Source organism: Aliiroseovarius marinus (genome assembly GCF_004360145.1).
Lineage (GTDB): Bacteria > Pseudomonadota > Alphaproteobacteria > Rhodobacterales > Rhodobacteraceae > Aliiroseovarius > Aliiroseovarius marinus.
In genome coordinates this window covers 50863-73316 of record NZ_SAIT01000016.1, presented here as the reverse complement: position 1 = coordinate 73316, position 22454 = coordinate 50863, and the positions used below count along the sequence as shown (strand labels likewise).

The window sequence follows — 22454 nt, the reverse complement described above, 5'->3', positions numbered from 1 at the left end:
CACACTCCTTATACAATACACCTCTACACTATGGGTTGAGGGGCGATATGCAAGTTGGGGATTTCCTTAGCGCCCGTGGCTTTGGTCATAGCCGTTCACCGGCGGAGACTGCCAATCCCCCAGCGCGCCATCTTGAGGGGCAAACACTTCAACCAGCAGCGGGTGGCATGCCGCACTGTCCGAGCTATGCTCGTCCGAGCAGTCCCCGCCGGGACAGGCGCTGAGCGCGCCCAGAAGATTGATTTCCGCAAAGAATTCAAGGTAGTCACCGGGACGCACCGGGCTGGCTTTCATGAAATACTGGCCAGTATCGCGGGTGAAGCCGGTGCACATAAAGACGTTCAACACGTCATGCACATGCGGCTGTGCCGCGTCCAGCGAACAGCCCAGATGGTCGGCCAAGGCGCGGGTTAGGTTGGAATGGCAGCAGTGGTGATACTGCCCGCCTGACAACAGGTTGTTGGTGTAGGGATCGCAGCGCGTGCCGATCACATCGTGGACGGAACCTCCGAACTCGTCGAACCCATACCAATCCAGCGTGTCGTCGATGATGGTCGCCATCGGGCGCATGGCGGGAAAGCTGGTCCACATCCGGTCCGAAACCGACAAATGCGTGCCGTGCAGGGCGCGGGTCTTGCCGGAATAAAACCGCTCACTCAGGTCATCCGCGTTCCACAGGTTCAAATCCCCCACCTGCGGCCCCTCGACCGAGGAGATGCGAAAAAACTGTCCGGCGGGCACGCTGAATGTGCGCGCATCGCGGGCGGGAATCAGAACCTCATCCACCTTCTGCGCCGTCGCGCGCGCGGCTTGGTACAGCTCCAAATCAGGCGCCTGCAGACTGTCGACCGGGTAACAGATGACGGGCTTCACCGCCTTGCGGGCATCGGCATCTGCGGGGGCGACGTGCGCGGGGATCTGGGGTTTCATGGAACTCTCCGATTGTCTGATCGCATGAAGACATGCGTTCCGCGCAATTGACAAGCCCCCTCAGGATTGCCAAGTCAGTTCCAAAGGGAGCAGCCGATGAAACTTGCATATGTAATTGCGCCCGGTCGGGGCACGACGAACCTTCTGCTGGCTGGCGTGGCCGAGGCATTGGGTGACAAAGGTCTGAAGCTATGCGGCACTGTGCAGCTGGACACCGAACGTGCCGAGGAACATCACTGCGATATGGACGTGTTGGTACTGCCCGACGGGCCGAAAATCCGCATCAGCCAGTATCTTGGCGCCGATGCGCGCGGCTGCAAACTGAACCCAGAAGCGCTGGAAACTGCCGTCGGCCAAACAGAAGAACGACTGCGCGACGGCGCAGACCTGTTGATCGTCAATAAATTTGGCAAGCAAGAGGCCGAAGGGCGCGGCTTTCGCGAAGCCGTGGGTCAAGCCCTGGCGCAAGACATCCCGGCCATCATCGGTCTGAGCGAAGGATCGCGCGACGCGTTCATGGCCTTCGTCGGTGAAGCCGAAGAGATCGCGCCCGAGCATGACGCGGTGATGGCGTGGGCGCTGTCCGCGACCGACCGCGCGTGATCTGACGCGCGGCGAAAATTGCCGAACACAGGTCTTTCCACACGCATGGCCCGGCGCTAACGTGCCCCTGACGCGTGGCACGCCGCGCTGACCTCACCACATCGACAGGAGCCTTCCGTGAACCAGCGGTCTTTTCACACGCAGCCCAAGCACAGCACCTATGACGTCGTGATTGTCGGGGGCGCCATCATGGGATCGTCGGTCGCGTGGTGGTTATCGCAAAATGCTGATTTCGATGGGCGTGTACTAGTGATCGAACGCGATCCCAGCTTTGCACAATGCTCGACCGCCCATACAAATTCCTGCATTCGGCAGCAGTTCTCTGAAGCATTGAACGTCAAGATTTCACAATTCACACTTCAGTTCATCAAAGACCTGCGCGCCAACATGGGCGGGGACGAGCGGATCGAAAACATCGCCGTGCAGGATTTTGGCTATCTCTATCTAGCGGATACCGAAGCGCGCGCCGAGGAACTGAAAGCCGCGCAGGCCATGCAGGCGGCGCTTGGCGCTGGCACGCGTATCCTGACCCGTGATGAGCTGGCCGAGGCCTATCCGTTCTACGATCTGGAAGACATCATTTTGGGTAGCCACGGCGCGGTCGACGAAGGCTATTGGGACGGAGGTGCCTTGTTCGATTGGTTCCGCCGTAAAGCCATCGAGGCCGGAGTGGAATACCTGTCGGGCGAGGTCACGGGCATTCATTCAAACGGTGCCCGCGCCACCTCGGTCACGCTTTCGGATGGCACGCAAATCGGATGCGGCCAGTTGGTGAATGCGGCTGGGCCGCGGGCTGCGTTCCTGTCGAAAATGGCTGGGCTGGACGTCCCGATCGAGCCGCGCAAGCGCTTCACTTGGGTGTTCAGCGCGGCCAACCCGCTGGACCGCCCCCTGCCCCTGACCGTTGACCCCAGCGGCATCCATGTTCGTCAGGACGGGCCGGAAACCTATATGGTCGGCGCAGCCCCCCATGACGACATCGCCGTCGCGCCCGACGATTTCCACATGGATCACAGCATCTGGGAGACCCATGTCTGGCCGCATGTCGCCACCCGCATCCCTCAGTTCGAGGCGTTGAAGATCGTCACTGAATGGGCGGGGCATTATGCTTATAACACTCTGGATCAGAACGCCATTCTTGGCCCGCACCCAGACCTGGAAAACTTCCACTTTATCAATGGGTTCTCAGGCCACGGGCTGCAACAGGCTCCGGCCATGGGACGCGGGTTGGCCGAGCTGATCGTCCATGGCAGCTATCGCAGCATGGACCTGTCACCTTTTGGGTATGAACGGATCGTCAGCGGCACCCCCTTTGGCGAGAGCGCCGTGATCTGATCACCATTAGCCGCGGTGTGCGCCGTCGGCCAAGGTCTTCACGAAGGCCAGAATATCGGCCACCGGCTCGCCCGCGCCGATTTTCGACACGATGGCCGATCCGACCACGGTGCCGTCTGCCACGCTTGCAATCGCCTCGGCCTTTTCGGGGGTGTTGACGCCGAAGCCGACGATCACCGGAATATCGGTTGCCGCTTTAATGCGGGCGACTTCCGGGCCAACATTGCCGGCCTGCGCCTCGGCCGAGCCGGTCACGCCGGTTACCGAGACGTAATAAACAAAGCCCGAGGTGTTCTGCAGCACTTTGGGCAGTCGTTTGTCATCGGTGGTCGGGGTCGCCAGACGGATGAAGTTCAAACCCGCTTTCTGTGCCGGGATGCACAGTTCCTCATCCTCTTCCGGGGGCAGGTCCACGACGATCAGGCCATCGACGCCGGCGGCTTTGGCATCGACCAGAAACTGATCCACGCCACGATTATAGATCGGATTGTAGTAGCCCATCAGCACGATCGGTGTGGTGTCGTCTTCCTTGCGGAACTCGGCGGCCATATCCAGCGTCTTTTGCAGGGTCATGCCGCCTTCCAGCGCACGCTGACCGGCCAGCTGAATGGTCGGACCATCTGCCATCGGATCGGTGAAGGGCACGCCCAACTCGATCACGTCCACGCCAGCCGCAGGCAAACCTTTCATCACCTCAAGCGAGGTTTCCACATCGGGATCACCGCCCATGATATATGCGACAAAGGCTTTCTGGCCCTTTTCCTTAAGCGCGGCAAATTTGGCGTCAATGCGAGTCATGCGTGATCCCCTTCTTGGTCCCGCCCGGTTTGCCCAAGCGGGACAGGAAAATCAATGGCTCACTGATAATCACTGTCCGCCATGATCATCCAGCGCACCCCGAACTTGTCGGTCAATGTGCCGAAAAGGGACGTCCAGAACATCGGGGACAAGGGCATGCGCACCTCGCCGCCCTCGGCCAAGGCGTCGAACACGCGGCGGGTTTCGTCATCGCCTGCCAAGGACACACAGACGTTGCAGCCCGCCATCGCAGGTGTCTCGCCGGATGGATCGTCACTGGCAAACAGCCAACCGTCTCCGATGGCCAGCCCAGCGTGCATTACTGCATTATCCGGCACGCCCGGCATCTGGGCGCGATCTTCTTCGGGCATATCCTTGAACGACATGATCTCGGGCGTGGTGCTGAACACCTCGCCATAGCGGGTCATGGCGGCGCGGGCTTGGTCTTTGAAAAACACATAGGGAATAGGTTGCATACGTCATCCTCCTCCAATTCATGCCTTCCCAGTGGACCACGCTTGCGCCCAGCCTGTCAAAGCCCTAGAACGCGCGAGTATTTCAACGACGGAGGCCGAGATGGGTTTCAAGATGGGTATCGTGGGTCTGCCGAATGTGGGCAAATCGACCCTGTTCAACGCACTGACCAAAACGGCCGCCGCGCAGGCCGCCAACTTCCCCTTCTGCACCATTGAACCCAATACGGGCGAAGTTAACGTGCCGGACCCGCGTCTGGACAAACTGGCCGCGATTGCAAAGTCGAAAGAGATCATTCCCGCCCGCATGACCTTTGTGGACATTGCCGGTCTGGTGAAGGGTGCCTCGAAGGGCGAAGGTCTGGGCAACCAGTTTCTGGCCAACATCCGCGAAACCGACGCAATCGCCCACGTACTGCGCTGCTTTGACGACGGCGACGTGACCCACGTTGATGGCCGCGTGAACCCGGTCGAAGACGCCGAGGTGATCGAGACCGAGCTGATGCTGGCCGATCTGGAAAGCATCGAAAAGCGCCGCGCCGGTCTGGTGCGCAAACTGAAGGGCAACGACAAGGACGCCCAGCAGCAGGACCGCCTTCTGGCTGCCGCGCAAGAAGTGCTGGAAAACGGCCAACCTGCCCGCACTGTCGAGGTGGATGAAGAGGATAAGAAAGCATGGAAGATGCTGCAGCTTCTGACCACCAAGAAGATCCTTTATGTCTGCAACGCCGATGAAAGCGACGCGGCCACCGGCAACGCCTATTCGAAGGCCGTGGAAGAGATGGCGGCCGCCCAGGGCGCCGCATCCGTGGTGATCTCGGCCAAGATCGAAGAAGAAATCAGCCAGCTGGACGAAGAGGAACAAGAAATGTTCCTGGAAGAGCTGGGCCTGACCGAGGCCGGTTTGGATCGCCTGATCCGCGCCGGTTACGAGCTTCTGCATCTGGAAACCTACTTCACCGTCGGCCCGAAAGAAGCCCGCGCCTGGACCATCCGCGAGGGCACCATGGCCCCGCAGGCAGCCGGCGTGATTCACGGCGATTTCGAGCGTGGTTTCATCCGGGCCGAGACCATCGCCTATGACGATTACGTCGAGCTGGGCGGCGAAGGCCCGGCGAAAGAAGCCGGCAAAATGCGCGCCGAGGGCAAGGGCTATATGGTCAAGGATGGCGACGTTCTGCACTTCCTGTTCAACGCCTGATCTGACTTAAAAATCAAACAGCTAAAGCCGCGACAGCCCGTCGCGGCTTTTTCGTTTTCGGGCGGGGCACTCGTGTCCGCGCCCCCTGTTTCCGCGCAGACGCGGCAGCCCTCGCGAACAGAAATTAATTTTACCATCTGGTAAAACTTTTGATTCTATGCCCTACTGATTGCACCAAAGCCAATCCAAGGAACCAGCTATGGCACATATCAACAGGGAAAACGGCGTTGCAGCCGGGCGGTTAGACCCGACGCAAGTAGCCGACAACTTTACCGACCTTCACCCGGAATATGACGGGCACGAGGCACTTGTCGCAGCGGATCGGTGCTATTTCTGCCACGACGCACCGTGCATGACCGCCTGCCCGACCTCGATCGACATTCCGTTGTTCATCCGGCAAATCGCCACCGGCACGCCCGAGGCAGCGGCGAAGACCATCCTGAACCAAAACATCCTCGGCGGCATGTGCGCCCGCGTCTGCCCGACCGAGACCTTGTGCGAAGAGGTCTGCGTGCGTGAAACCGCAGAAGGCAAGCCGGTCGAAATCGGACGCCTGCAGCGCTATGCCACCGACACGTTAATGGCGTCCAACACGCATCCGTTCGCCCGCGCTGACAAGACCGGCAAATCGGTCGCTGTCGTTGGTGCCGGACCTGCGGGCCTGTCCTGCGCGCACCGTCTGGCCATGCTGGGCCACGACGTTGTGGTGTTCGAAGCCCGCGCCAAAGGGGGCGGCCTGAACGAGTTCGGCATCGCCGCCTATAAATCCACCAACGACTTCGCCCAGCGCGAGCTGAACTGGCTTCTCTCCATCGGCGGAATTGAGATCCGCTATGGCCAATCGCTGGGTGACGGCATCACCATGGGCGCACTGCAAAGCGACTTTGACGCGGTTTTCTTGGGCATGGGTCTAAGCGCCGTGAATGCTCTGGGCATGGACGGCGAAGACAAGGACAACGTCTCGGACGCCGTTGATTTCATTTCAGATCTGCGTCAGGCATCCGATCTAACCGCCCTGCCCGTCGGTCGCCGCGTCGTCGTCATCGGCGGCGGCATGACCGCGATTGACGCCGGCGTACAGGCAAAGCTTCTGGGCGCGGAAGACGTCACCATCGTCTATCGCCGTGGGCAAGAGGCGATGGCGGCCTCGACATTCGAACAAGAGCTTGCACAGCAGAAGGGGGTCACCCTGATCTGCAACGCGACCCCCGTGGGCGTCGAGGGCAATGGATCGCTGACCGGTGTCACTTTCGCCTATACCGAAACGCAAGACGGCAAGCTGGTCACACTGGACGAGACCTTCACCCTGCCCGCTGATCAGCTATTCAAAGCCATCGGTCAAAAGCTGGGCGATACGCCCGACGCGCTGACCCTGGAGGGCGGCAAGATCAAGGTCAATGACGCGCAACGCAGCAGCGTTTCAGGCGTCTGGGCCGGGGGCGACTGTGCCTCGGGTGGGGATGACCTGACCGTCACCGCCGTTGCCGAAGGTCGCGATGCGGCCATGGATATTCACGCTACATTGATGGGAGCACGCTAATGGCTGATCTGACATCAAACTTTCTTGGAATTTCATCTCCCAACCCGTTCTGGCTGGCTTCGGCCCCGCCCACGGACAAGGAATACAACGTCCGCCGCGCTTTCGAGGCCGGTTGGGGCGGTGTTGTCTGGAAAACCCTCGGTGCCGAGGGCCCGCCCGTCGTCAATGTGAACGGCCCGCGCTATGGCGCCATTCACGGCGCGGATCGTCGCCTTCTGGGTCTGAACAATATCGAGCTGATCACCGACCGACCGCTATCAGTGAATCTTGAGGAAATGACCCGCGTAAAGAAGGATTATCCTGATCACGCGCTGATCGCCTCGGTCATGGTGCCCTGTGAAGAGGACGCGTGGAAGGAAATCATTCCGCGTATCGCGGAAACCGGCTGTGACGGGTTTGAGCTAAACTTCGGTTGTCCGCACGGCATGGCCGAACGCGGCATGGGATCCGCGGTTGGTCAGGTTCCCGAATATATCGAGATGGTCACCCGCTGGTGTAAAGCCGCGACCGACCTGCCGGTGATCGTGAAACTGACGCCGAACATCACCAACATCCTGCACCCGGCGCAGGCCGCCAAGGATGGCGGCGCGGATGCGGTCAGCCTGATCAACACGATCAACTCGATCACGTCCGTGAACTTGGACGCTATGTCGCCCGAGCCCATGATCGACGGCAAAGGCACGCATGGCGGCTATTGCGGTCCGGCGGTGAAGCCTATTGCCCTGAACATGGTGGCCGAGATCGCCCGCAACCCCGGTACGCATGGTCTGCCCATCTCGGGCATTGGCGGTGTGACCACATGGCGCGATGCGGCAGAGTTCATGGCGCTTGGCGCGGGCAACGTTCAGGTCTGTACTGCCGCTATGACCTATGGTTTCAAAGTGGTGCAAGAGATGATCTCGGGCCTGAGCCAGTGGATGGACGAGCAGGGTTACAATTCGATTGATGAAATTGTCGGCCGTGCCGTTCCGAACGTCACCGACTGGCAGTATCTGAACCTGAACCACGTCACCAAGGCACGGATCAGCCAAGAGGACTGCATCAAATGTGGCCGTTGCTTTGCTGCTTGCGAAGATACCTCGCATCAGGCAATCACCATGTCCGAAGACCGTGTCTTTGATGTGAAAGACGACGAATGCGTTGCCTGCAACCTGTGCGTCAATGTCTGCCCCGTCGAAGGCTGTATCACGATGGAAACCATCGCGCCCGGCGCCATGGATGAACGGACCGGAAAGCCTGTTGCGGATGAGTATGCAAACTGGACGACCCACCCCAACAACCCCAGCGCAACCGCTGCGGAGTAAGCACCCCTCGGCCCTGCCGCCTGCGTGGCAGGGCCATGTGGCGATGCTCAGCTTTTCGATGCTGGTGTCGCTGTCCTTCACCTTTGGACATATCGTGGCCCGCGACATGGCTCCAGCGGCGCTGTCCACCGTGCGCTTTGCCTTGGCCGCGCTGCTGTTGATGGCGGTCGCCAAGGTGATGCGGGTGCCGATTGCGCCCGTGTTTCACCGCTTTTGGCGTTTCGGCCTGATGGGTGCGCTGATGGCCATCTATTTCATCACAATGTTCGAAGCGCTGCGCGTCACCTCGGCCGTCTCCACCGCCGCTGTCTTTACCCTAACGCCCCTGATGGCTGCTGGCTTCGGCTATGTCATCGCGCGCCAATACGCCAGCCGCTGGACCCTAATGGCCCTAACTATCGGCGCTATGGGCGCGATTTGGGTCATTTTCCGTGCCGATCTGAACGCGCTTCTCAGGTTTGAAATCGGGTTTGGCGAGGCCTTGTTCACCGTCGGCGCCTTCGCCCATGCGATGGTCCCCGCGCTTGCCCGCAAATTGGCCCATGATGTGAAACCCGTTCAGACCTCGATCGGAACCATTCTGGGCGCGCTCGTCGTCACGGCGATCTATGGCGCCCCGGACCTGATCGCGACGGACTATGCCGCGCTGCGCCCCGCCGTCTGGCTGGTGATCATCTATCTGGCCGTCGCTGCCACTGCCGGATCCTTCTTCCTGCTGCAATACGCCGCCCAGCGCCTGCCCGCAGGTAAGGTCATGGCCTATACCTATTTGGTGCCCAGCTGGGTCGTGCTGTGGGATCTTTTGCTGCATGGCAAAACCCAGCCGCTGATGCTGCTACTTGGGGTCTTGGCCACGCTTTTGGCGCTGCTGATGCTGCTTAGGGCCGAAGCGTTCTGATCAGCATGTCCTTGATGAACTGCTCGGCATCCTCGAACCGCGAGGCCGAGCGCTCGGGCCCCAACACGGACCGCACCTGCACGTCGAAATCGGCATAATGCTGCGTCATCGCCCAGATCGAGAAGATCAAGTGATGCGGGTCGAGCGGTGCCAGTTTTCCAGCATCCATCCAGCCCTGAATGATGGCCGCTTTTTCGTCGACCAAGGTCTTCAGATCCGTCGGAAGCACCTCGCCCAGACGCGGAGCGCCGTGCAGGATTTCAGTCGCAAACAAACGGCTTTCGCGGGGCATGTTGCGTGACATCTGAACCTTGCGCGAAACATAGGTCAGAATCTCGTCCAAAGGGTCGCCATCCGCTGTCAGGTCATGCAGAGGCTGCACCCATTTTTCCAGCAGGCTCTCCAGAAGCTCAGCGTAAATCTCGTCCTTGCCAGCGAAATAATAGACCACGTTTTGCTTAGACAGCCCGGCAGCCTTGGCGACTTGCTCTAACGTCGCGCCCCGCAAGCCTTTTTCCGAGAATACATCCAAAGCAGCCTCAAAAATCGCCTGCCGCTTCTCCATCTGATTGCGCGTCTTGCGCGCTGTGGTCCCTGCTCGCGCCATTACGCGTCACCGTGTTTTTCAACGCCACGCAGAAGCAGGTCTTTCACTGCCGTCTTCGTCTCGTCCCACTGGCGGTTCGTCAGCTCGACGCCCTCGTTCAGCGTGGTGATTTGATGGGTAAAATCCGCATAGTGCTGGGTGGTCGCCCAGATCGCATAGAGCAAATGGCGCGCACTGATAGGGCGGATCTTTCCGTGTTCGATCCACGCCTCGATCACCACGATCCGATCCTCGGTCCAGGACCGCAATTCGTCTTCCAGATAGTCCTGCACGATGGGCGCGCGCTGAATAATCTCATTCGCCCAAACCTTCGAGCCATAAGGCCGCGTCCGCGCCAGATCGAGCTTCGTGTCGATATAGTCGCCCAGCGCCTGAATCGGGTCATTGTCGACAGTGATGCTGTCCGCCGCCGCGCGCCAGATGTCAAAGATCTCGCCCACCACGCGACGATAGAGCAGTTCCTTGGTCTCGAAGTAATAGACCACGTTGGATTTCGGAATGCCCGCTTGCGCCGCAATCCGACTGATCGAAGCGCCCGCATATCCGAACTCGGCGAACACACGTTCAGCGGCGGAAAGAATCCGCCCGGTAACTTCCTGCCTGTTACGGCTTTGAATGCCTTTTGTCGCCATGCTTACGTCAACACTTCACACCTTAATTCTGCGTAACTTTCGCGCAGTGTTTTCCCTTTTCGCACGAGATTTCCTCAGAAAACAGAACAATTCGCACGATCGTTCAGAAAAACATTGACCGATCGTGCAGAAATCCGCCAGCCTGAGGGAAAGATGGAATCTAAATTCCACATGCACATTCATGTGTACCCAAAGGGAGATGAATATGACCAATCGCAAGAACCTGCGGATTGACCCGGATCGGCTGTGGGACAGTCTGATGGAGATGGCCAAGATCGGCCCCGGCATTGCAGGCGGCAATAATCGCCAGACGTTGACCGACGAAGACGCAGAAGGCCGCGCGCTGTTTCAGACATGGTGTGAAGCCGCCGGTATGACCATGGGCGTCGACACGATGGGCAACATGTTTGCCACCCGCCCCGGCGAGGACCCGAACGCCCTGCCCGTCTATATGGGCTCGCATCTGGATACGCAGCCGACGGGCGGCAAGTATGATGGCGTGCTTGGCGTGCTGGGCGGGCTGGAAGCCGTCCGCACGATGAATGACCTGAACGTCAAAACCAAACACCCGATTGTCATCGCCAACTGGACCAACGAAGAAGGCACACGCTTTGCGCCGGCCATGCTGGCGTCCGGCGTGTTTGCGGGCAAGCACACGCAAGACTGGGCGTACGACCGCGAAGATGCCGAGGGCAAGAAGTTCGGAGACGAACTGAAACGTATCGGCTGGGTTGGCGATGAAGAGGTCGGCGCCCGAAAGATGCATGCGATGTTCGAGCTGCACATCGAACAAGGCCCCATTCTGGAAGCCGAGGGCAGGGACATCGGTGTTGTCACCCATGGTCAAGGCCTGAACTGGCTGGAAGTGACCATCACGGGTAAGGAAAGCCACACCGGCTCGACCCCCATGCATATGCGCATCAACGCGGGTCGTGGTTTGGCGCTGATCACCGAACTGGTGCACGAGATCGCGATGAAGCACCAGCCCAACGCGGTGGGGGCCATCGGCCATATCGACGTCTACCCGAACTCGCGCAACATCATCCCCGGCAAGGTGGTCTGCACCGTCGATTTCCGCTCGCACTTGCAAGAGGTGATCGACGCGATGATTGCCGAGTTTGATGAACGTGCGCCGAAGCTCTGCGCCGATATCGGGGTTGAGATGAGCTGGGAAATGGTCGGCACCTTCGACCCGCCCGCCTTTGACGAGACCTGTGTGAAAGCGGTGCGCGATGCGGCGGAGGAGCTGGGCTATAGCCACATGGATATCGTCTCGGGCGCGGGCCACGACGCCTGCTGGATCAACGACGTCGCACCCACCGCAATGATCATGTGCCCCTGCGTGGACGGCCTGTCCCACAACGAAGCCGAGGATATCTCGAAGGACTGGGCCGCGGCTGGCACGGATGTGTTGCTGCACGCGGTGTTGGAAACGGCGGAGATTGTGGAGTGACCAAATCTACACTCGGTGATCTTCCGAACAACACGGCCTTGGTTATGTGTGAAGGCGTGTTCAATCGCGAACGAGAGCTGAACTACGTCGCAAACGAGGAGGATGGACCGCAAGCTATTTGCGCCCTCAATCATCGAGACGGAAAGTGTGAAGGAAAGATTGTCGGACTAGGACATCTTTATGAATGGGAACCAGGCCTTGAGTTTTTGAGAGATCTTGAATTCGGCCATTACGCGTGGAAACGCGAAGGCACTTGGGAAATCGGGCGCCTTGAACAGGGAGATAACAAATGACCAAAGTCATCAAAAACGGAACCGTCGTCACTGCAGATCTGACCTACAAGGCAGACGTCCTGATCGATAACGGCAAGATCATCGAGATTGGGCCGAACCTGAAGGGCGACGAGGTGCTCGATGCCACTGGCTGCTATGTCATGCCCGGCGGGATCGACCCGCATGTGCACCTCGAAATGCCGTTCATGGGCACGTACTCGTCGGATGATTTCGAAAGCGGTACGCGCGCCGGTCTGGCGGGCGGCACCACGATGGTGGTTGATTTCTGCCTGCCCAACCAAGGCGAAAGCCTGCTGGACGCGCTGAAGCGGTGGGACAACAAATCGACCCGCGCTAATTGTGACTATTCGTTCCACATGGCGGTGACTTGGTGGGGCGAGCAGGTGTTCAACGACATGCAGACCGTTGTGCAGGAGCGCGGCATCAACACATTCAAGCACTTCCTGGCCTATAAGGGCGCGCTGATGGTAAATGACGACGAGCTTTACTCGTCTTTCAGCCGTCTGGCCGAGCTGGGCGCGACCCCGATGGTCCATGCCGAAAACGGCGATGTAATCGCCGAGCTGTCCGCCAAGCTGCTGGCCGAGGGCAACACCGGACCCGAGGCACACGCCTATTCCCGCCCCTCTCAGGTCGAAGGCGAGGCCACCAACCGCGCGATCATGATCGCCGATATGGCGGGTGCGCCGCTTTACGTGGTGCATGTCTCTTGCGAGGAAGCCCACGAAGCCATCCGCCGCGCCCGTATGCAGGGTAAACGCGTCTGGGGCGAGCCGCTGATCCAGCACCTGACGCTGGATGAAAGCGAATATTTCAACAAAGATTGGGACCACGCCGCACGTCGCGTGATGTCGCCCCCCTTCCGCAACCAGAAACACCAAGACAGCCTGTGGGCGGGTCTGCAGTCGGGCTCGTTGTCCGTCGTGGCCACCGACCACTGCGCCTTCACGACCGAACAGAAACGCTTTGGCGTGGGCGACTTCACCCAAATTCCCAACGGGACCGGCGGGCTTGAGGATCGGATGCCGATGCTGTGGACTCACGGCGTCGCCACGGGTCGTCTGACGATGAACGAGTTTGTCGCTGTGACCTCGACCAACATCGCGAAAATCCTGAACTGCTACCCGCGCAAGGGGGCGGTTCTGGTCGGCGCCGATGCGGACCTCGTGGTCTGGGATCCCGAGAAGTCGAAAACGATTACGGCGGGCACCCAGCAATCCGCCATCGACTACAACGTCTTCGAAGGGCACGAGGTTAAAGGCCTGCCGCGATTCACCCTGACTCGTGGTCAGGTGGCCGTGCATGACGGGGAAATCCGCACGCAGGAAGGCCACGGTGAATTTGTCGCCCGCGAACCAAATGCAACCGTCAACACCGCACTTTCCAAGTGGAAAGAACTGACAGCCCCTCAACCTGTCAAACGGACAGGCATTCCTGCAACGGGAGTTTAAAACACGTGACTTCGGATACGGTAATCAAGGCAGAGAACCTTGATCTGACCTTTCAGACCAATGATGGGCCAGTGCATGCGTTGAAAGACGTGTCGCTGGACATCAAGAAAGGCGATTTTGTCAGCTTCATCGGCCCCTCGGGCTGTGGCAAAACCACCTTCCTGCGCTGCATGGCAGATCTGGAAACGCCCACCGGCGGGAAAATCACCGTTAACGGTGTAACCCCGCACGAGGCCCGCCGTTCGCGCGCCTATGGCTATGTCTTCCAGCACGCAGGGCTGTACCCGTGGCGCACCATCGGGCGCAATGTGCGCCTGCCGCTGGAAATCATGGGCTATCCGAAGGCCGAGCAAGACGAGCGGATCAAGCGCGTGCTTGAGCTGGTCGATCTGGCCGGGTTCGAGAAAAAGTTCCCGTGGCAGCTTTCCGGCGGGATGCAGCAGCGGGCGTCCATTGCCCGCGCGCTGGCCTTTGACGCCGACATCTTGTTGATGGACGAGCCCTTCGGTGCGTTGGACGAAATCGTGCGCGATCACCTGAACGAACAGCTTCTGAAGCTTTGGGCCAAGACGCAGAAGACGATCTGCTTCGTCACCCACTCAATCCCCGAGGCCGTGTATCTGTCGACCAAAATCGTCGTCATGTCCCCTCGTCCGGGCCGGATTTCCGACGTGATCGACTGCCCCCTGCCCGCCGAACGCCCGCTGGATATTCGAGACACGCAGGAATTTCTGGACGTCGCTCACCGGGTCCGCGAGGGACTACGCGCGGGGCATTCCTATGACTAGAACGCTGTTTCCTGTCCTGACGGTGCTGTTCGGCATTCTAGTGATCTGGTTTCTGGCGGTGGCACCGATGAACATCCGCGTCACGCTGGATCAGGCCGCCCGCGCTGGTGGCGACGTCGTCCCCGCCGAGGCCGTCGAACGGCGCGAAGCCTCGACCCTGTCGCTTCTTCTGAACAACCGCAGCCATATCGCGGGCGGTTATGATCTGGACCGTCCGCGCCTGCCGACCCCAACACAGGTCGGCCAAGAGCTGTGGAAGACCACGGGTGCGATGGTCCTGAAGGGTCGCACATGGTCGAAACGGTCGCTGATCTATCACGGGTGGATCACGCTGCAATCGACCTTCTGGGGCTTCCTTCTGGGCACCTCGGTCGGCATCCTTGGTGCCGTGTTGGTGGTGAAATCCCGCGTGCTTGAAATGTCGCTGGTCCCGTGGGCCATCATCTCGCAAGCCGTGCCCATCGTGGCGCTGGCCCCGATGATCATCGTCCTGTCCTCGCAAATCGGGATCGAGGGGCGCGGCTTTCCGAAAGCGCTGATCGCGTCCTATCTGTGTTTCTTCCCGGTCATGGTCGGCATGATCAAAGGGCTGCGCGCCCCCAATGCTGAACAGCTGGACCTTCTGAAAACCTACTCGGCCTCGGGCCAGCAGCAGTTTCTGAAACTGCGTGTGCCCGCCTCCCTGCCCTACCTTTTCACCTCGCTGAAGATCGGCATCGCCGCCGCACTGGTTGGCGCCATCGTGGGCGAACTGCCGACAGGGGCCATCAGTGGGCTGGGCGCGCGGATCCTGATCGGGGATCAGTTCGGAACCCCCTTGGCGATCTGGGCAGCGCTGTTTGCCGCGGCCATTCTTGCCGGCGTGCTGGTCACACTAATTGACCGGATCCAGCACGTTCTGCTGAACAAAATGGGGATGCGCACATGAGCTGGATGATCCTTGCCCTTGTCTTTTGGGTGTTCGCCTGGGGCACCAATGTCGCTCTGGTCCGCTCGCGTCTATCCGATACGACGGCGGTGCGATACACCGTGCCGATCCTGTTTGGCCTGACCATCGTTGTGTTGTGGGAGGCTGTCGTCCACTCCTTCGCCATCTCGCCTGCAATTCTGCCTGCGCCGTCCGCCGTTGCGGATCGGTTCGTCAACTCGACCGGCATGTTGTGGGAGGACTTCGTTCAGACCGTCCTGAGAGGCGCGTTGCGCGGCTATATCTTCGGCGTGCTCGCGGCCTTCGTCGTCGCGATCCTGATCGACCGCTCACCCTTCCTGACACGCGGGCTTCTACCCATCGGCAACTTCGTGGCGGCCCTGCCCATCGTCGGCGTCGCCCCCATTCTGGTCAGCTGGTTCGGCTTTGACTGGCAATCCAAGGCCGCCGTGGTCGTCGTCATGGTGTTCTTCCCGGTACTGGTGAACACCGTGCAAGGCCTGCGCGAGACCGATGCGATGCTGCGCGACCTGATGAAAACCTATGCTGCCGGTTACGTCAAAACGCTGCTTAAACTGCGCATCCCTGCCGCCATGCCCTTTATCTTCAACGGGCTGAAAGTGGCCGCGACGCTTGCCCTGATCGGGGCAATTGTGGCTGAATACTTTGGATCGCCCACCCGTGGGATGGGGTTCCGAATTTCAACAGGTGTCGGCAGCCTGTCGATTGATCTGGTCTGGGCCGAGATCGTCGTCGCCGCCCTTGCGGGCACTGCCTTTTACGGCATCGTCGCATTTATCGAGAAAAAGGTGACCTTCTGGCACCCATCACAACGAGGCTGAGCAAATCAGCCCGCAAAACCAAACTAAAAAAGAATTCAACAAGGAGAGAACCATGAAACTTAAATCACTGATCGGCGCAGCTGCCCTTGCCGTCAGCGCCAGCGCGGCATCCGCGGCAGACGACGTCACGCTTCAGCTGAAATGGGTCACGCAGGGCCAGTTCGCGGGCTACTATGTGGCGCTCGAAAACGGCTATTACGCTGATGAAGACCTGAACGTCACCATCCTGCCCGGCGGCCCAGACATCGCCCCCACACAGGTGATTGCAGGCGGCAGCGCAGATGTGGTCGTCGAATGGATGCCAGCCGCCTTGGCTGCACGTGAAAAAGGCCTTCCGCTGGTGAACATTGCCCAGCCCTTCGCCTCGTCCGGCATGATGCTGACCTGCTGGGGCGACGTGGGCATTTCTTCGCCCGCTGATCTGGCCAACCGCACCCTTGGCGTCTGGTTTTTCGGCAACGAATTCCCCTTCATGAACTGGATGGGCAAGCTGGGTCTGTCGACCGATGGCAAAAGCGAAACCGGGGTGGAAGTGCTGAAGCAAGCCTTCAACGTGGACGCCCTGTTGCAGCGCCAAGCCGACTGTATTTCGACCATGACCTATAACGAATACTGGCAGGTGATTGATTCTGGCGTCAGCCCGGACGAGCTGGTGACCTTCAAGTATGAAGACCAAGGCGTCGCGACGCTGGAAGACGGTCTGTATGTGCTCGAAGACAACCTGTCGGACGCCGCCTTCTCCGACAAGATGGTGCGTTTCGTACGCGCCTCGATGAAGGGTTGGAAATGGGCCGAGGAAAACGCCGAGGCTGCTGCCCAGATCATCCTGGACTATGACGAAACCGGCGCCCAGACCGAAACCCACCAGATCCGCATGATCGGTGAAATCGGCAAGCTGACCGCTGGCTCGGACGGCTCGTTGGACGTCGCAGCCTACGAGCGCACCGTAGCCACCCTGCTGGGCGGCGGTTCGGATCCGGTGATCACCAAAGCACCTGAAGGGGCTTGGACCAGCGCCATCACCGATGCCGCGCTGAAGTAATTCTCTGATACAAAAAAGAAAACGGCGCGCCATTTCGGTGCGCCGTTCGCGTTTCTAAAGCTTGGTACCCGCGGCCGGACTCGAACCGGCACGGCCTATCCGGCCTAGAGATTTTAAGTCTCCTGTGTCTACCATTCCACCACGCGGGCATAGCCCCCTTTGCCTATCCCTAAAGTCAGGCAGGGGCAACGGCGGATCACACCGATGTGCCATCTTCCTTCACAGCCTGCATCGCCACATGGGTCGAGCTTTGCGCCACGTTGGGCAGTGAGCTGATCTTCTCCCCCAGAACCCGGCGATAATCGCGCATATCCTGCGTACGCACCTTCAGCAGATAGTCGAAGTGGGCGGCGAGCATATAGCATTCCTCGACCTCGGGAATGGCGGCGACCCCTTCGTTGAAGGCTTTCAGCGCAGCCTCGCGCGTGTCGGACAGCTTCACCTCGACAAAGGCGACGTGGTCGCGGCCCATGCGGATCGGATCGATTTGCGCGCGGTATCCGGTGATCACGCCGGTTTTCTCAAGCTTTTTCAAGCGCGCTTGTGTGGGTGACTTTGACAGTCCGATCTTCCCTGCCAATTCAGTGATCGAGATCCGTCCGTCCGTCGACAGAATATCCAGAATCAAACGATCGAAGCGATCAAACTCGGCTTTCCATTCGTCCTGCATTTTTCGACCCTTTCAGACTCAATCATCACCGTGTAGCATAATTTCAGTCATTTTGGCTAGTCACTTTGGGATATGATAGTCACAACGACAAGTAAGGAGATCCACATGACCACTGATCTGCGCACATTGATTGATGACCTCGCCTATACGGATGAAGAGCGCCATATCGTCGGCCTTGTGGACGCGGCCAATCTGTCTGACGCAGATCGCGCGCGGATTGCGACCAGCGGAGCGAAACTGGTGCGCGGCATCCGCGAAAGCTCGGATCCCGGCTTGATGGAGGTCTTTCTGGCCGAGTACGGGCTGTCCACCGACGAAGGCATCGCGCTGATGTGTCTGGCCGAAGCCCTGCTGCGCGTGCCGGATGCCGAGACCATCGACGCGCTGATCGAAGACAAGATCGCGCCGTCCGATTGGGGCAAACACCTTGGGCGCTCGTCGTCGTCATTGGTGAACGCCTCGACCTGGGCGCTTTTGCTGACCGGCAAGGTTTTAGAAGACCGCGAGCCGGGCATCGCCGGTGCCCTGCGGGGGGCCGTGAAACGTCTGGGCGAACCCGTCATCCGCACCGCCGTCGGCCGCGCCATGAAGGAAATGGGCAGCCAATTCGTGCTGGGCGAAACCATCGGGGCAGCGATGAAGCGCGGGTCCAAGATGGAAGAGAAAGGGTTCACCTATTCCTACGACATGCTGGGCGAAGCGGCGCTGACCGACAGCGACGCGCGGCGCTATCAGATGGCCTATGCCAAAGCGATTTCCGAGATCGCGGGCGCCTGCACCTCGGACGACATCCGCTCGAACCCCGGCATCTCGGTCAAGCTGTCCGCGCTTTTTGCGCGCTATGAACGCGCCCAGCACAAGCGCGTTATGGAGGTGCTGGTTCCCCGCGTCTCGGCCCTTGCGCAGCTGGCGAAATCGGCGGGCATGGGCTTCAACATCGACGCCGAGGAAGCCGACCGTCTGCAAATTTCTCTGGACGTGATCGAAAAGGTTCTGGAAGATCCTGCGCTTGCCGGATGGGACGGATTTGGCGTCGTGGTGCAGGCGTACGGCCACCGCGCGGGCGCCGTTATCGACTGGCTGCATGAAACCGCCACCCATCTGGACCGCAAGATCATGGTCCGTCTTGTGAAAGGCGCCTATTGGGACAGCGAGATCAAGCGCGCGCAGGTCGAAGGGCTGGACGGCTTCCCCGTCTTCACCCGCAAGGTCGCCACCGACGTCAGCTACATTGCCAACGCCAAGAAACTGCTTGGCCTGACCGACCGCATCTATCCGCAGTTCGCCACCCACAACGCCCACACCGCGGCGGCCATTCTGGACATTGCTCAAACCTCGGGCATCGACACGGCGGCCTATGAATTCCAGCGCCTGCACGGCATGGGCGAGCGTCTGCACCAGATCATCATGGATGCGAACCAGACCCGCTGCCGCATCTACGCCCCTGTTGGCGCGCATCGCGACCTGCTGGCCTATCTGGTGCGTCGCCTGCTGGAGAACGGCGCGAACAGTTCCTTCGTGAACCAGATCGTCGACGAAAGCGTTACCCCCGAAGAGGTCGCCGCCTGCCCGTTTGATGCTCTCGCCATTGAAGCGCCGCACGTGCCGACCGGGCCGGAGCTTTTTGGCGCGCGCAAGAACTCGATGGGTCTGGACCTGACCTATGACCCGCATCTTGATCAGATCGAGGCCGCGCGCGGGGCGTTTGCGGATACGGATTTCTCGGCCGCACCGCTGATCGCGGGCACGCCAAAGGGCGGTCCGGTGATCACCGTCAAGAACCCCTCGACCCACACGCCCATTGGCCAAATCACATGGGCCAGCGCCGAGGATGTCGAGACCGCTTTGGCTGCCGCGAAAGCTTGGGACGCTAGCCCAGCTGAACGGGCTGAAATTCTGAACAAGGCGGCGGATCTGTACGAGGAAAACCTTGGCCTGTTCTTCGCGCTTCTGTCGCGCGAGGCGGGAAAAATTTGGCTGGATTGCATGGGAGAGCTGCGCGAAGCCGTTGATTTCCTGCGCTATTACGCCAGCCGCATCGACGATCACTCCCGTGCGCCGGTAGGGCTGTTCACCTGCATCTCACCTTGGAACTTCCCGCTGGCCATCTTCACCGGACAGATCGCGGGCGCGCTGGCTGTGGGCAATGGTGTGTTGGCGAAACCCGCCGAACAGACCGGGTTGATCGCCCATGAGGCGGTGAAACTGCTGCATAAGGCGGGCGTCCCCACGGACGTCCTGCAGCTTCTGCCGGGCGACGGCGTGACCGTCGGCGCGGCCCTGACCTCGGACGCACGGATTGGCGGCGTGGCCTTCACCGGCTCGACCGAAACCGCGCAGATCATCCGCCGCGCGATGGCCGCGAATATGGCTCCGTCAGCCCCGCTGATCGCGGAAACCGGTGGATTGAACGCGATGATCGTCGACAGTACCGCCCTGCCCGAGCAAGCCGTGCGTGACATCGTGGCGTCCAGTTTCCAATCGGCAGGCCAGCGCTGCTCGGCCCTGCGCTGCCTTTACGTGCAAGAGGACGTGGCCGATGCCATGACCGAAATGCTGATCGGCGCGATGAACGAACTGAAGCAAGATGACCCGTGGCATCTGCATACGGATCTTGGCCCAGTAATCGATGACGAGGCTTTCCAAGGCATCAAGACCTATGTTGACGCCGCGCGTTTGGAAGGCCGCATCGCCCACGAACTGACCGCGCCCGAAGGCGGGTATTTTATCGCTCCGACCCTGATCCGCGTGAACGGGATCGAAGAGATGAAGCGCGAAATCTTCGGCCCGGTCCTGCACATCGCCACCTTCAAAGCGGATCAGCTGGATCAGGTGATCGACACGATCAACGCGACCGGATACGGGCTGACCTTCGGACTGCACACCCGCATCGACGACCGCGTGCAGCATGTCTGTGACCGAATGCATGTGGGCAACGCCTATGTGAACCGCAACCAGATCGGTGCCATCGTCGGCTCGCAACCCTTTGGCGGCGAGGGCCTGTCCGGCACCGGCCCGAAAGCAGGTGGCCCGATGTATATGGATCGGTTCTGTCAGCCTGAACAAGCCGAGCAGCATGAGGACGACGGCGCGGCTGCGCCCGCCGCAGACAAGCTGACCAGTTTGATCGCCCAAGCGCAGAGCAACGCGACCCTCTCATCCTCCCGCCTGCCTGGCCCGACCGGAGAGCTCAACCAACTCTCGGTCCATCCGCGTGAGCCGTTCCTGTGCATGGGACCGGGATCTACAGCGGCTCAGGCGCAGAAAAGCACGATCGAGGCGCTTGGCGGCACCGCTGTTTTGGCCCCCAATTTGGCACCGGACACCATCGCAGAGATCGATGGGATCGGTGGCGTGATCTTCTGGGGCGCAGATGATTTGGCTCGTCAGATTGTGACCGCACTTGCACAGCGTCCGGGGGCGATCCTACCTCTGATCACCGGTGCGCCAACCGCGGAAACGGTGACGCATGAGCGTCACCTCTGCGTCGACACGACGGCCTCTGGCGGCAATGCCGAGCTTCTGATGCTGGCGCAAACCAAGGCCTGATTGGCCAATGACTTGACCCGGTGACACGCATCGGGTCAAGTCAGCCCATGTTCCCCATTCGCGATCACAACCCGTCCGAACGAGTCCCCTTTATCACCTATGCCCTCTTGGCGGTGAATACGGTCGTGTTTCTTTACATGTGGCCGCTTTACGGGACCGCAGCCGCGTCAGAGGTCTTCATCGATTTCGGCATGATCCCCGCCCGCGTGTTACATGGCTTTGGGCTGGAAACGCTCATCACCTCGATGTTCCTGCATGGTGGCTTCATGCACTTCTCGGGCAATATGCTGTTTCTGTGGATCTTCGGGGACAATCTGGAGGACATGCTGGGTCATGTCCTCTTCCTGCTGTTTTATCTGGCCACCGGAGTTGCCGCAGCCCTTCTGCAATTCGCAACGGATCCGGGCAGTTCCATCCCCATGATCGGTGCGTCAGGTGCAATTGCCGGCGTGATGGGGGGGGTATTTGCTGCTGTTTCCCAAGGCGAAGGTCGATGTGCTGTTCATCATCGTGATTATCTTCAAGATTATCCCCGTCCCGGCTTGGGCCGCCCTATTGGTCTGGTTTGGATTGCAGCTGTTCAATGGTGTATCAACCCTAGGGGTCGAAGGCGGCGGTGTTGCGCACTGGGCCCATGCCGGAGGCTTCATTGCCGGATTTGCCTTAATCCTGCCGCTCTGGCTACGACTTGGCGCACAGCGCTTCTGGTCGCGCACAGAGGGCCACCCCGATCATCCCGAGGCGAAATACAAGCTAACCCGGACCAGCATTCCCCGGACCGGACGACGCAAGCGTTGAATGCAAAGCGAATGGGCCCAGCAGAACAGGCCCAGCCAAACTGCGCTTAGCTAAGTGAAAAAACGCGCGTGAGACTTAGTTCGGGCCGACCGACTGTTTCGACACGACTTCACTGATCTTGTTCGCAAGCTCAGGTACGCTCGAACTAACGGTAAACCCGGCAAACAGACCAATCATCAGGACGGCAGCAGTCAGCGCCACCCAATCTACGGTCACGGCACCATCTTCGCTGCGCGCAAAGCGCACGAATCTGGGGGATATGAGCGGCAACATAATCATAATCTACTCTTTAGCGAAATTTACGGCACAAATATGTCGG

Annotated in this window: 21 protein-coding genes, 1 tRNA gene and 1 pseudogene; 15 read left to right on the top strand and 8 right to left on the bottom strand. The window is 60.0% G+C overall.

What is annotated here, in order from left to right; genetic code table 11:
• Nucleotides 1-66 precede the first annotated feature (66 nt).
• The gene (locus EOL43_RS13530; protein ID WP_133489441.1) at nt 67-930 is read right to left on the bottom strand and encodes an urea carboxylase-associated family protein; all 864 of its coding nucleotides are present in this window, start codon (nt 928-930) and stop codon (nt 67-69) included.
• 96 nt (nt 931-1026) lie between these two features.
• On the opposite strand from EOL43_RS13530, the gene EOL43_RS13525 reads away from it, so the two are divergent.
• Both EOL43_RS13525 and EOL43_RS13520 read left to right on the top strand, forming a co-directional pair.
• The gene (locus tag EOL43_RS13525; protein WP_133489440.1) at nt 1027-1533 is read left to right on the top strand and encodes a DUF2478 domain-containing protein; all 507 of its coding nucleotides are present in this window, start codon (nt 1027-1029) and stop codon (nt 1531-1533) included.
• 117 nt (nt 1534-1650) lie between these two features.
• Nucleotides 1651-2868 carry an NAD(P)/FAD-dependent oxidoreductase gene (locus EOL43_RS13520; RefSeq protein WP_133489439.1) on the top strand — a complete coding sequence of 406 codons (1218 nt, stop codon included), beginning with the start codon at nt 1651-1653 and terminating at the stop codon, nt 2866-2868.
• 6 nt (nt 2869-2874) lie between these two features.
• Here the strand turns inward: EOL43_RS13520 and trpA are convergent, their stop codons facing one another.
• Together trpA and EOL43_RS13510 are read right to left on the bottom strand one after the other, a co-directional pair.
• Nucleotides 2875-3666: a tryptophan synthase subunit alpha gene (trpA, locus tag EOL43_RS13515; protein ID WP_133489438.1), complete on the bottom strand. Its 792-nt coding sequence runs from the start codon at nt 3664-3666 to the stop codon at nt 2875-2877.
• A gap of 59 nt (nt 3667-3725) precedes the next feature.
• Nucleotides 3726-4142 carry a VOC family protein gene (locus EOL43_RS13510; protein ID WP_133489437.1) on the bottom strand — a complete coding sequence of 139 codons (417 nt, stop codon included), beginning with the start codon at nt 4140-4142 and terminating at the stop codon, nt 3726-3728.
• A gap of 100 nt (nt 4143-4242) precedes the next feature.
• Here EOL43_RS13510 and ychF point away from each other — a divergent pair, with 100 nt between their 5' ends.
• From ychF to EOL43_RS13490, 4 genes are all read left to right on the top strand, one after another.
• Nucleotides 4243-5340, top strand: coding sequence for a redox-regulated ATPase YchF (gene ychF / locus EOL43_RS13505; protein WP_133489436.1), 1098 nt, complete (start codon nt 4243-4245; stop codon nt 5338-5340).
• A gap of 199 nt (nt 5341-5539) precedes the next feature.
• Nucleotides 5540-6880, top strand: coding sequence for an NAD(P)-dependent oxidoreductase (locus tag EOL43_RS13500; RefSeq protein WP_133489435.1), 1341 nt, complete (start codon nt 5540-5542; stop codon nt 6878-6880).
• Nucleotides 6880-8184, top strand: a complete 1305-nt coding sequence (preA, locus tag EOL43_RS13495; protein WP_133489434.1) for an NAD-dependent dihydropyrimidine dehydrogenase subunit PreA — start codon at nt 6880-6882, stop codon at nt 8182-8184. The genes EOL43_RS13500 and preA overlap by 1 nt, the downstream gene beginning before the upstream one ends.
• Nucleotides 8132-9082, top strand: a complete 951-nt coding sequence (locus tag EOL43_RS13490; protein WP_240686558.1) for a DMT family transporter — start codon at nt 8132-8134, stop codon at nt 9080-9082. Before preA ends, EOL43_RS13490 begins: the two co-directional genes overlap by 53 nt.
• Here EOL43_RS13490 and EOL43_RS13485 read toward each other — a convergent pair.
• Complete coding sequence (locus tag EOL43_RS13485; protein WP_133489433.1) at nt 9063-9689, bottom strand: TetR family transcriptional regulator C-terminal domain-containing protein; 627 nt, start codon at nt 9687-9689, stop codon at nt 9063-9065. The genes EOL43_RS13490 and EOL43_RS13485 overlap by 20 nt on opposite strands.
• A complete protein-coding gene (locus EOL43_RS13480) occupies nt 9689-10321 on the bottom strand; it encodes a TetR family transcriptional regulator C-terminal domain-containing protein (protein ID WP_133489432.1) in 633 nt (210 codons plus the stop codon). The genes EOL43_RS13485 and EOL43_RS13480 overlap by 1 nt, the downstream gene beginning before the upstream one ends.
• Nucleotides 10322-10526: 205 nt before the next feature.
• Between EOL43_RS13480 and EOL43_RS13475 the strand changes: the two genes are divergently transcribed.
• Genes EOL43_RS13475 through EOL43_RS13445 form a run of 7 tightly spaced genes read left to right on the top strand, consistent with a single transcriptional unit; the run spans nt 10527 to nt 17118 of the window.
• On the top strand, nt 10527-11774 hold the full coding sequence (locus EOL43_RS13475) for a Zn-dependent hydrolase (protein ID WP_133489431.1): 1248 nt from the start codon (nt 10527-10529) through the stop codon (nt 11772-11774).
• Nucleotides 11771-12067, top strand: a complete 297-nt coding sequence (locus tag EOL43_RS13470) for a hypothetical protein (protein ID WP_133489430.1) — start codon at nt 11771-11773, stop codon at nt 12065-12067. The genes EOL43_RS13475 and EOL43_RS13470 overlap by 4 nt, the downstream gene beginning before the upstream one ends.
• The gene (gene hydA / locus EOL43_RS13465; RefSeq protein ID WP_133489429.1) at nt 12064-13518 is read left to right on the top strand and encodes a dihydropyrimidinase; all 1455 of its coding nucleotides are present in this window, start codon (nt 12064-12066) and stop codon (nt 13516-13518) included. The genes EOL43_RS13470 and hydA overlap by 4 nt, the downstream gene beginning before the upstream one ends.
• 5 nt (nt 13519-13523) lie before the next feature.
• The gene (locus tag EOL43_RS13460; RefSeq protein WP_133489428.1) at nt 13524-14306 is read left to right on the top strand and encodes an ABC transporter ATP-binding protein; all 783 of its coding nucleotides are present in this window, start codon (nt 13524-13526) and stop codon (nt 14304-14306) included.
• Complete coding sequence (locus EOL43_RS13455) at nt 14299-15234, top strand: ABC transporter permease (protein ID WP_133489427.1); 936 nt, start codon at nt 14299-14301, stop codon at nt 15232-15234. Before EOL43_RS13460 ends, EOL43_RS13455 begins: the two co-directional genes overlap by 8 nt.
• Nucleotides 15231-16076, top strand: coding sequence for an ABC transporter permease (locus tag EOL43_RS13450; protein ID WP_133489426.1), 846 nt, complete (start codon nt 15231-15233; stop codon nt 16074-16076). Before EOL43_RS13455 ends, EOL43_RS13450 begins: the two co-directional genes overlap by 4 nt.
• A 52-nt stretch (nt 16077-16128) precedes the next feature.
• The gene (locus EOL43_RS13445; protein ID WP_133489425.1) at nt 16129-17118 is read left to right on the top strand and encodes an ABC transporter substrate-binding protein; all 990 of its coding nucleotides are present in this window, start codon (nt 16129-16131) and stop codon (nt 17116-17118) included.
• Nucleotides 17119-17180: 62 nt separating this feature from the next.
• On the opposite strand, the gene EOL43_RS13440 is transcribed toward EOL43_RS13445, so the two are convergent.
• Nucleotides 17181-17267: transfer RNA gene (locus EOL43_RS13440), tRNA-Leu, on the bottom strand.
• 47 nt (nt 17268-17314) lie between these two features.
• The gene (locus tag EOL43_RS13435; protein WP_133489424.1) at nt 17315-17788 is read right to left on the bottom strand and encodes an Lrp/AsnC family transcriptional regulator; all 474 of its coding nucleotides are present in this window, start codon (nt 17786-17788) and stop codon (nt 17315-17317) included.
• Between the two features lie 105 nt (nt 17789-17893).
• Between EOL43_RS13435 and putA the strand changes: the two genes are divergently transcribed.
• Nucleotides 17894-21337, top strand: a complete 3444-nt coding sequence (gene putA / locus EOL43_RS13430; RefSeq protein WP_133489423.1) for a bifunctional proline dehydrogenase/L-glutamate gamma-semialdehyde dehydrogenase PutA — start codon at nt 17894-17896, stop codon at nt 21335-21337.
• A 47-nt stretch (nt 21338-21384) separates the two neighbouring features.
• A pseudogene (locus tag EOL43_RS13425) lies at nt 21385-22135 on the top strand (rhomboid family intramembrane serine protease).
• 75 nt (nt 22136-22210) lie between these two features.
• Here the strand turns inward: EOL43_RS13425 and EOL43_RS13420 are convergent.
• Nucleotides 22211-22351 carry a hypothetical protein gene (locus tag EOL43_RS13420; protein ID WP_240686557.1) on the bottom strand — a complete coding sequence of 47 codons (141 nt, stop codon included), beginning with the start codon at nt 22349-22351 and terminating at the stop codon, nt 22211-22213.
• Nucleotides 22352-22454: the final 103 nt, after the last annotated feature.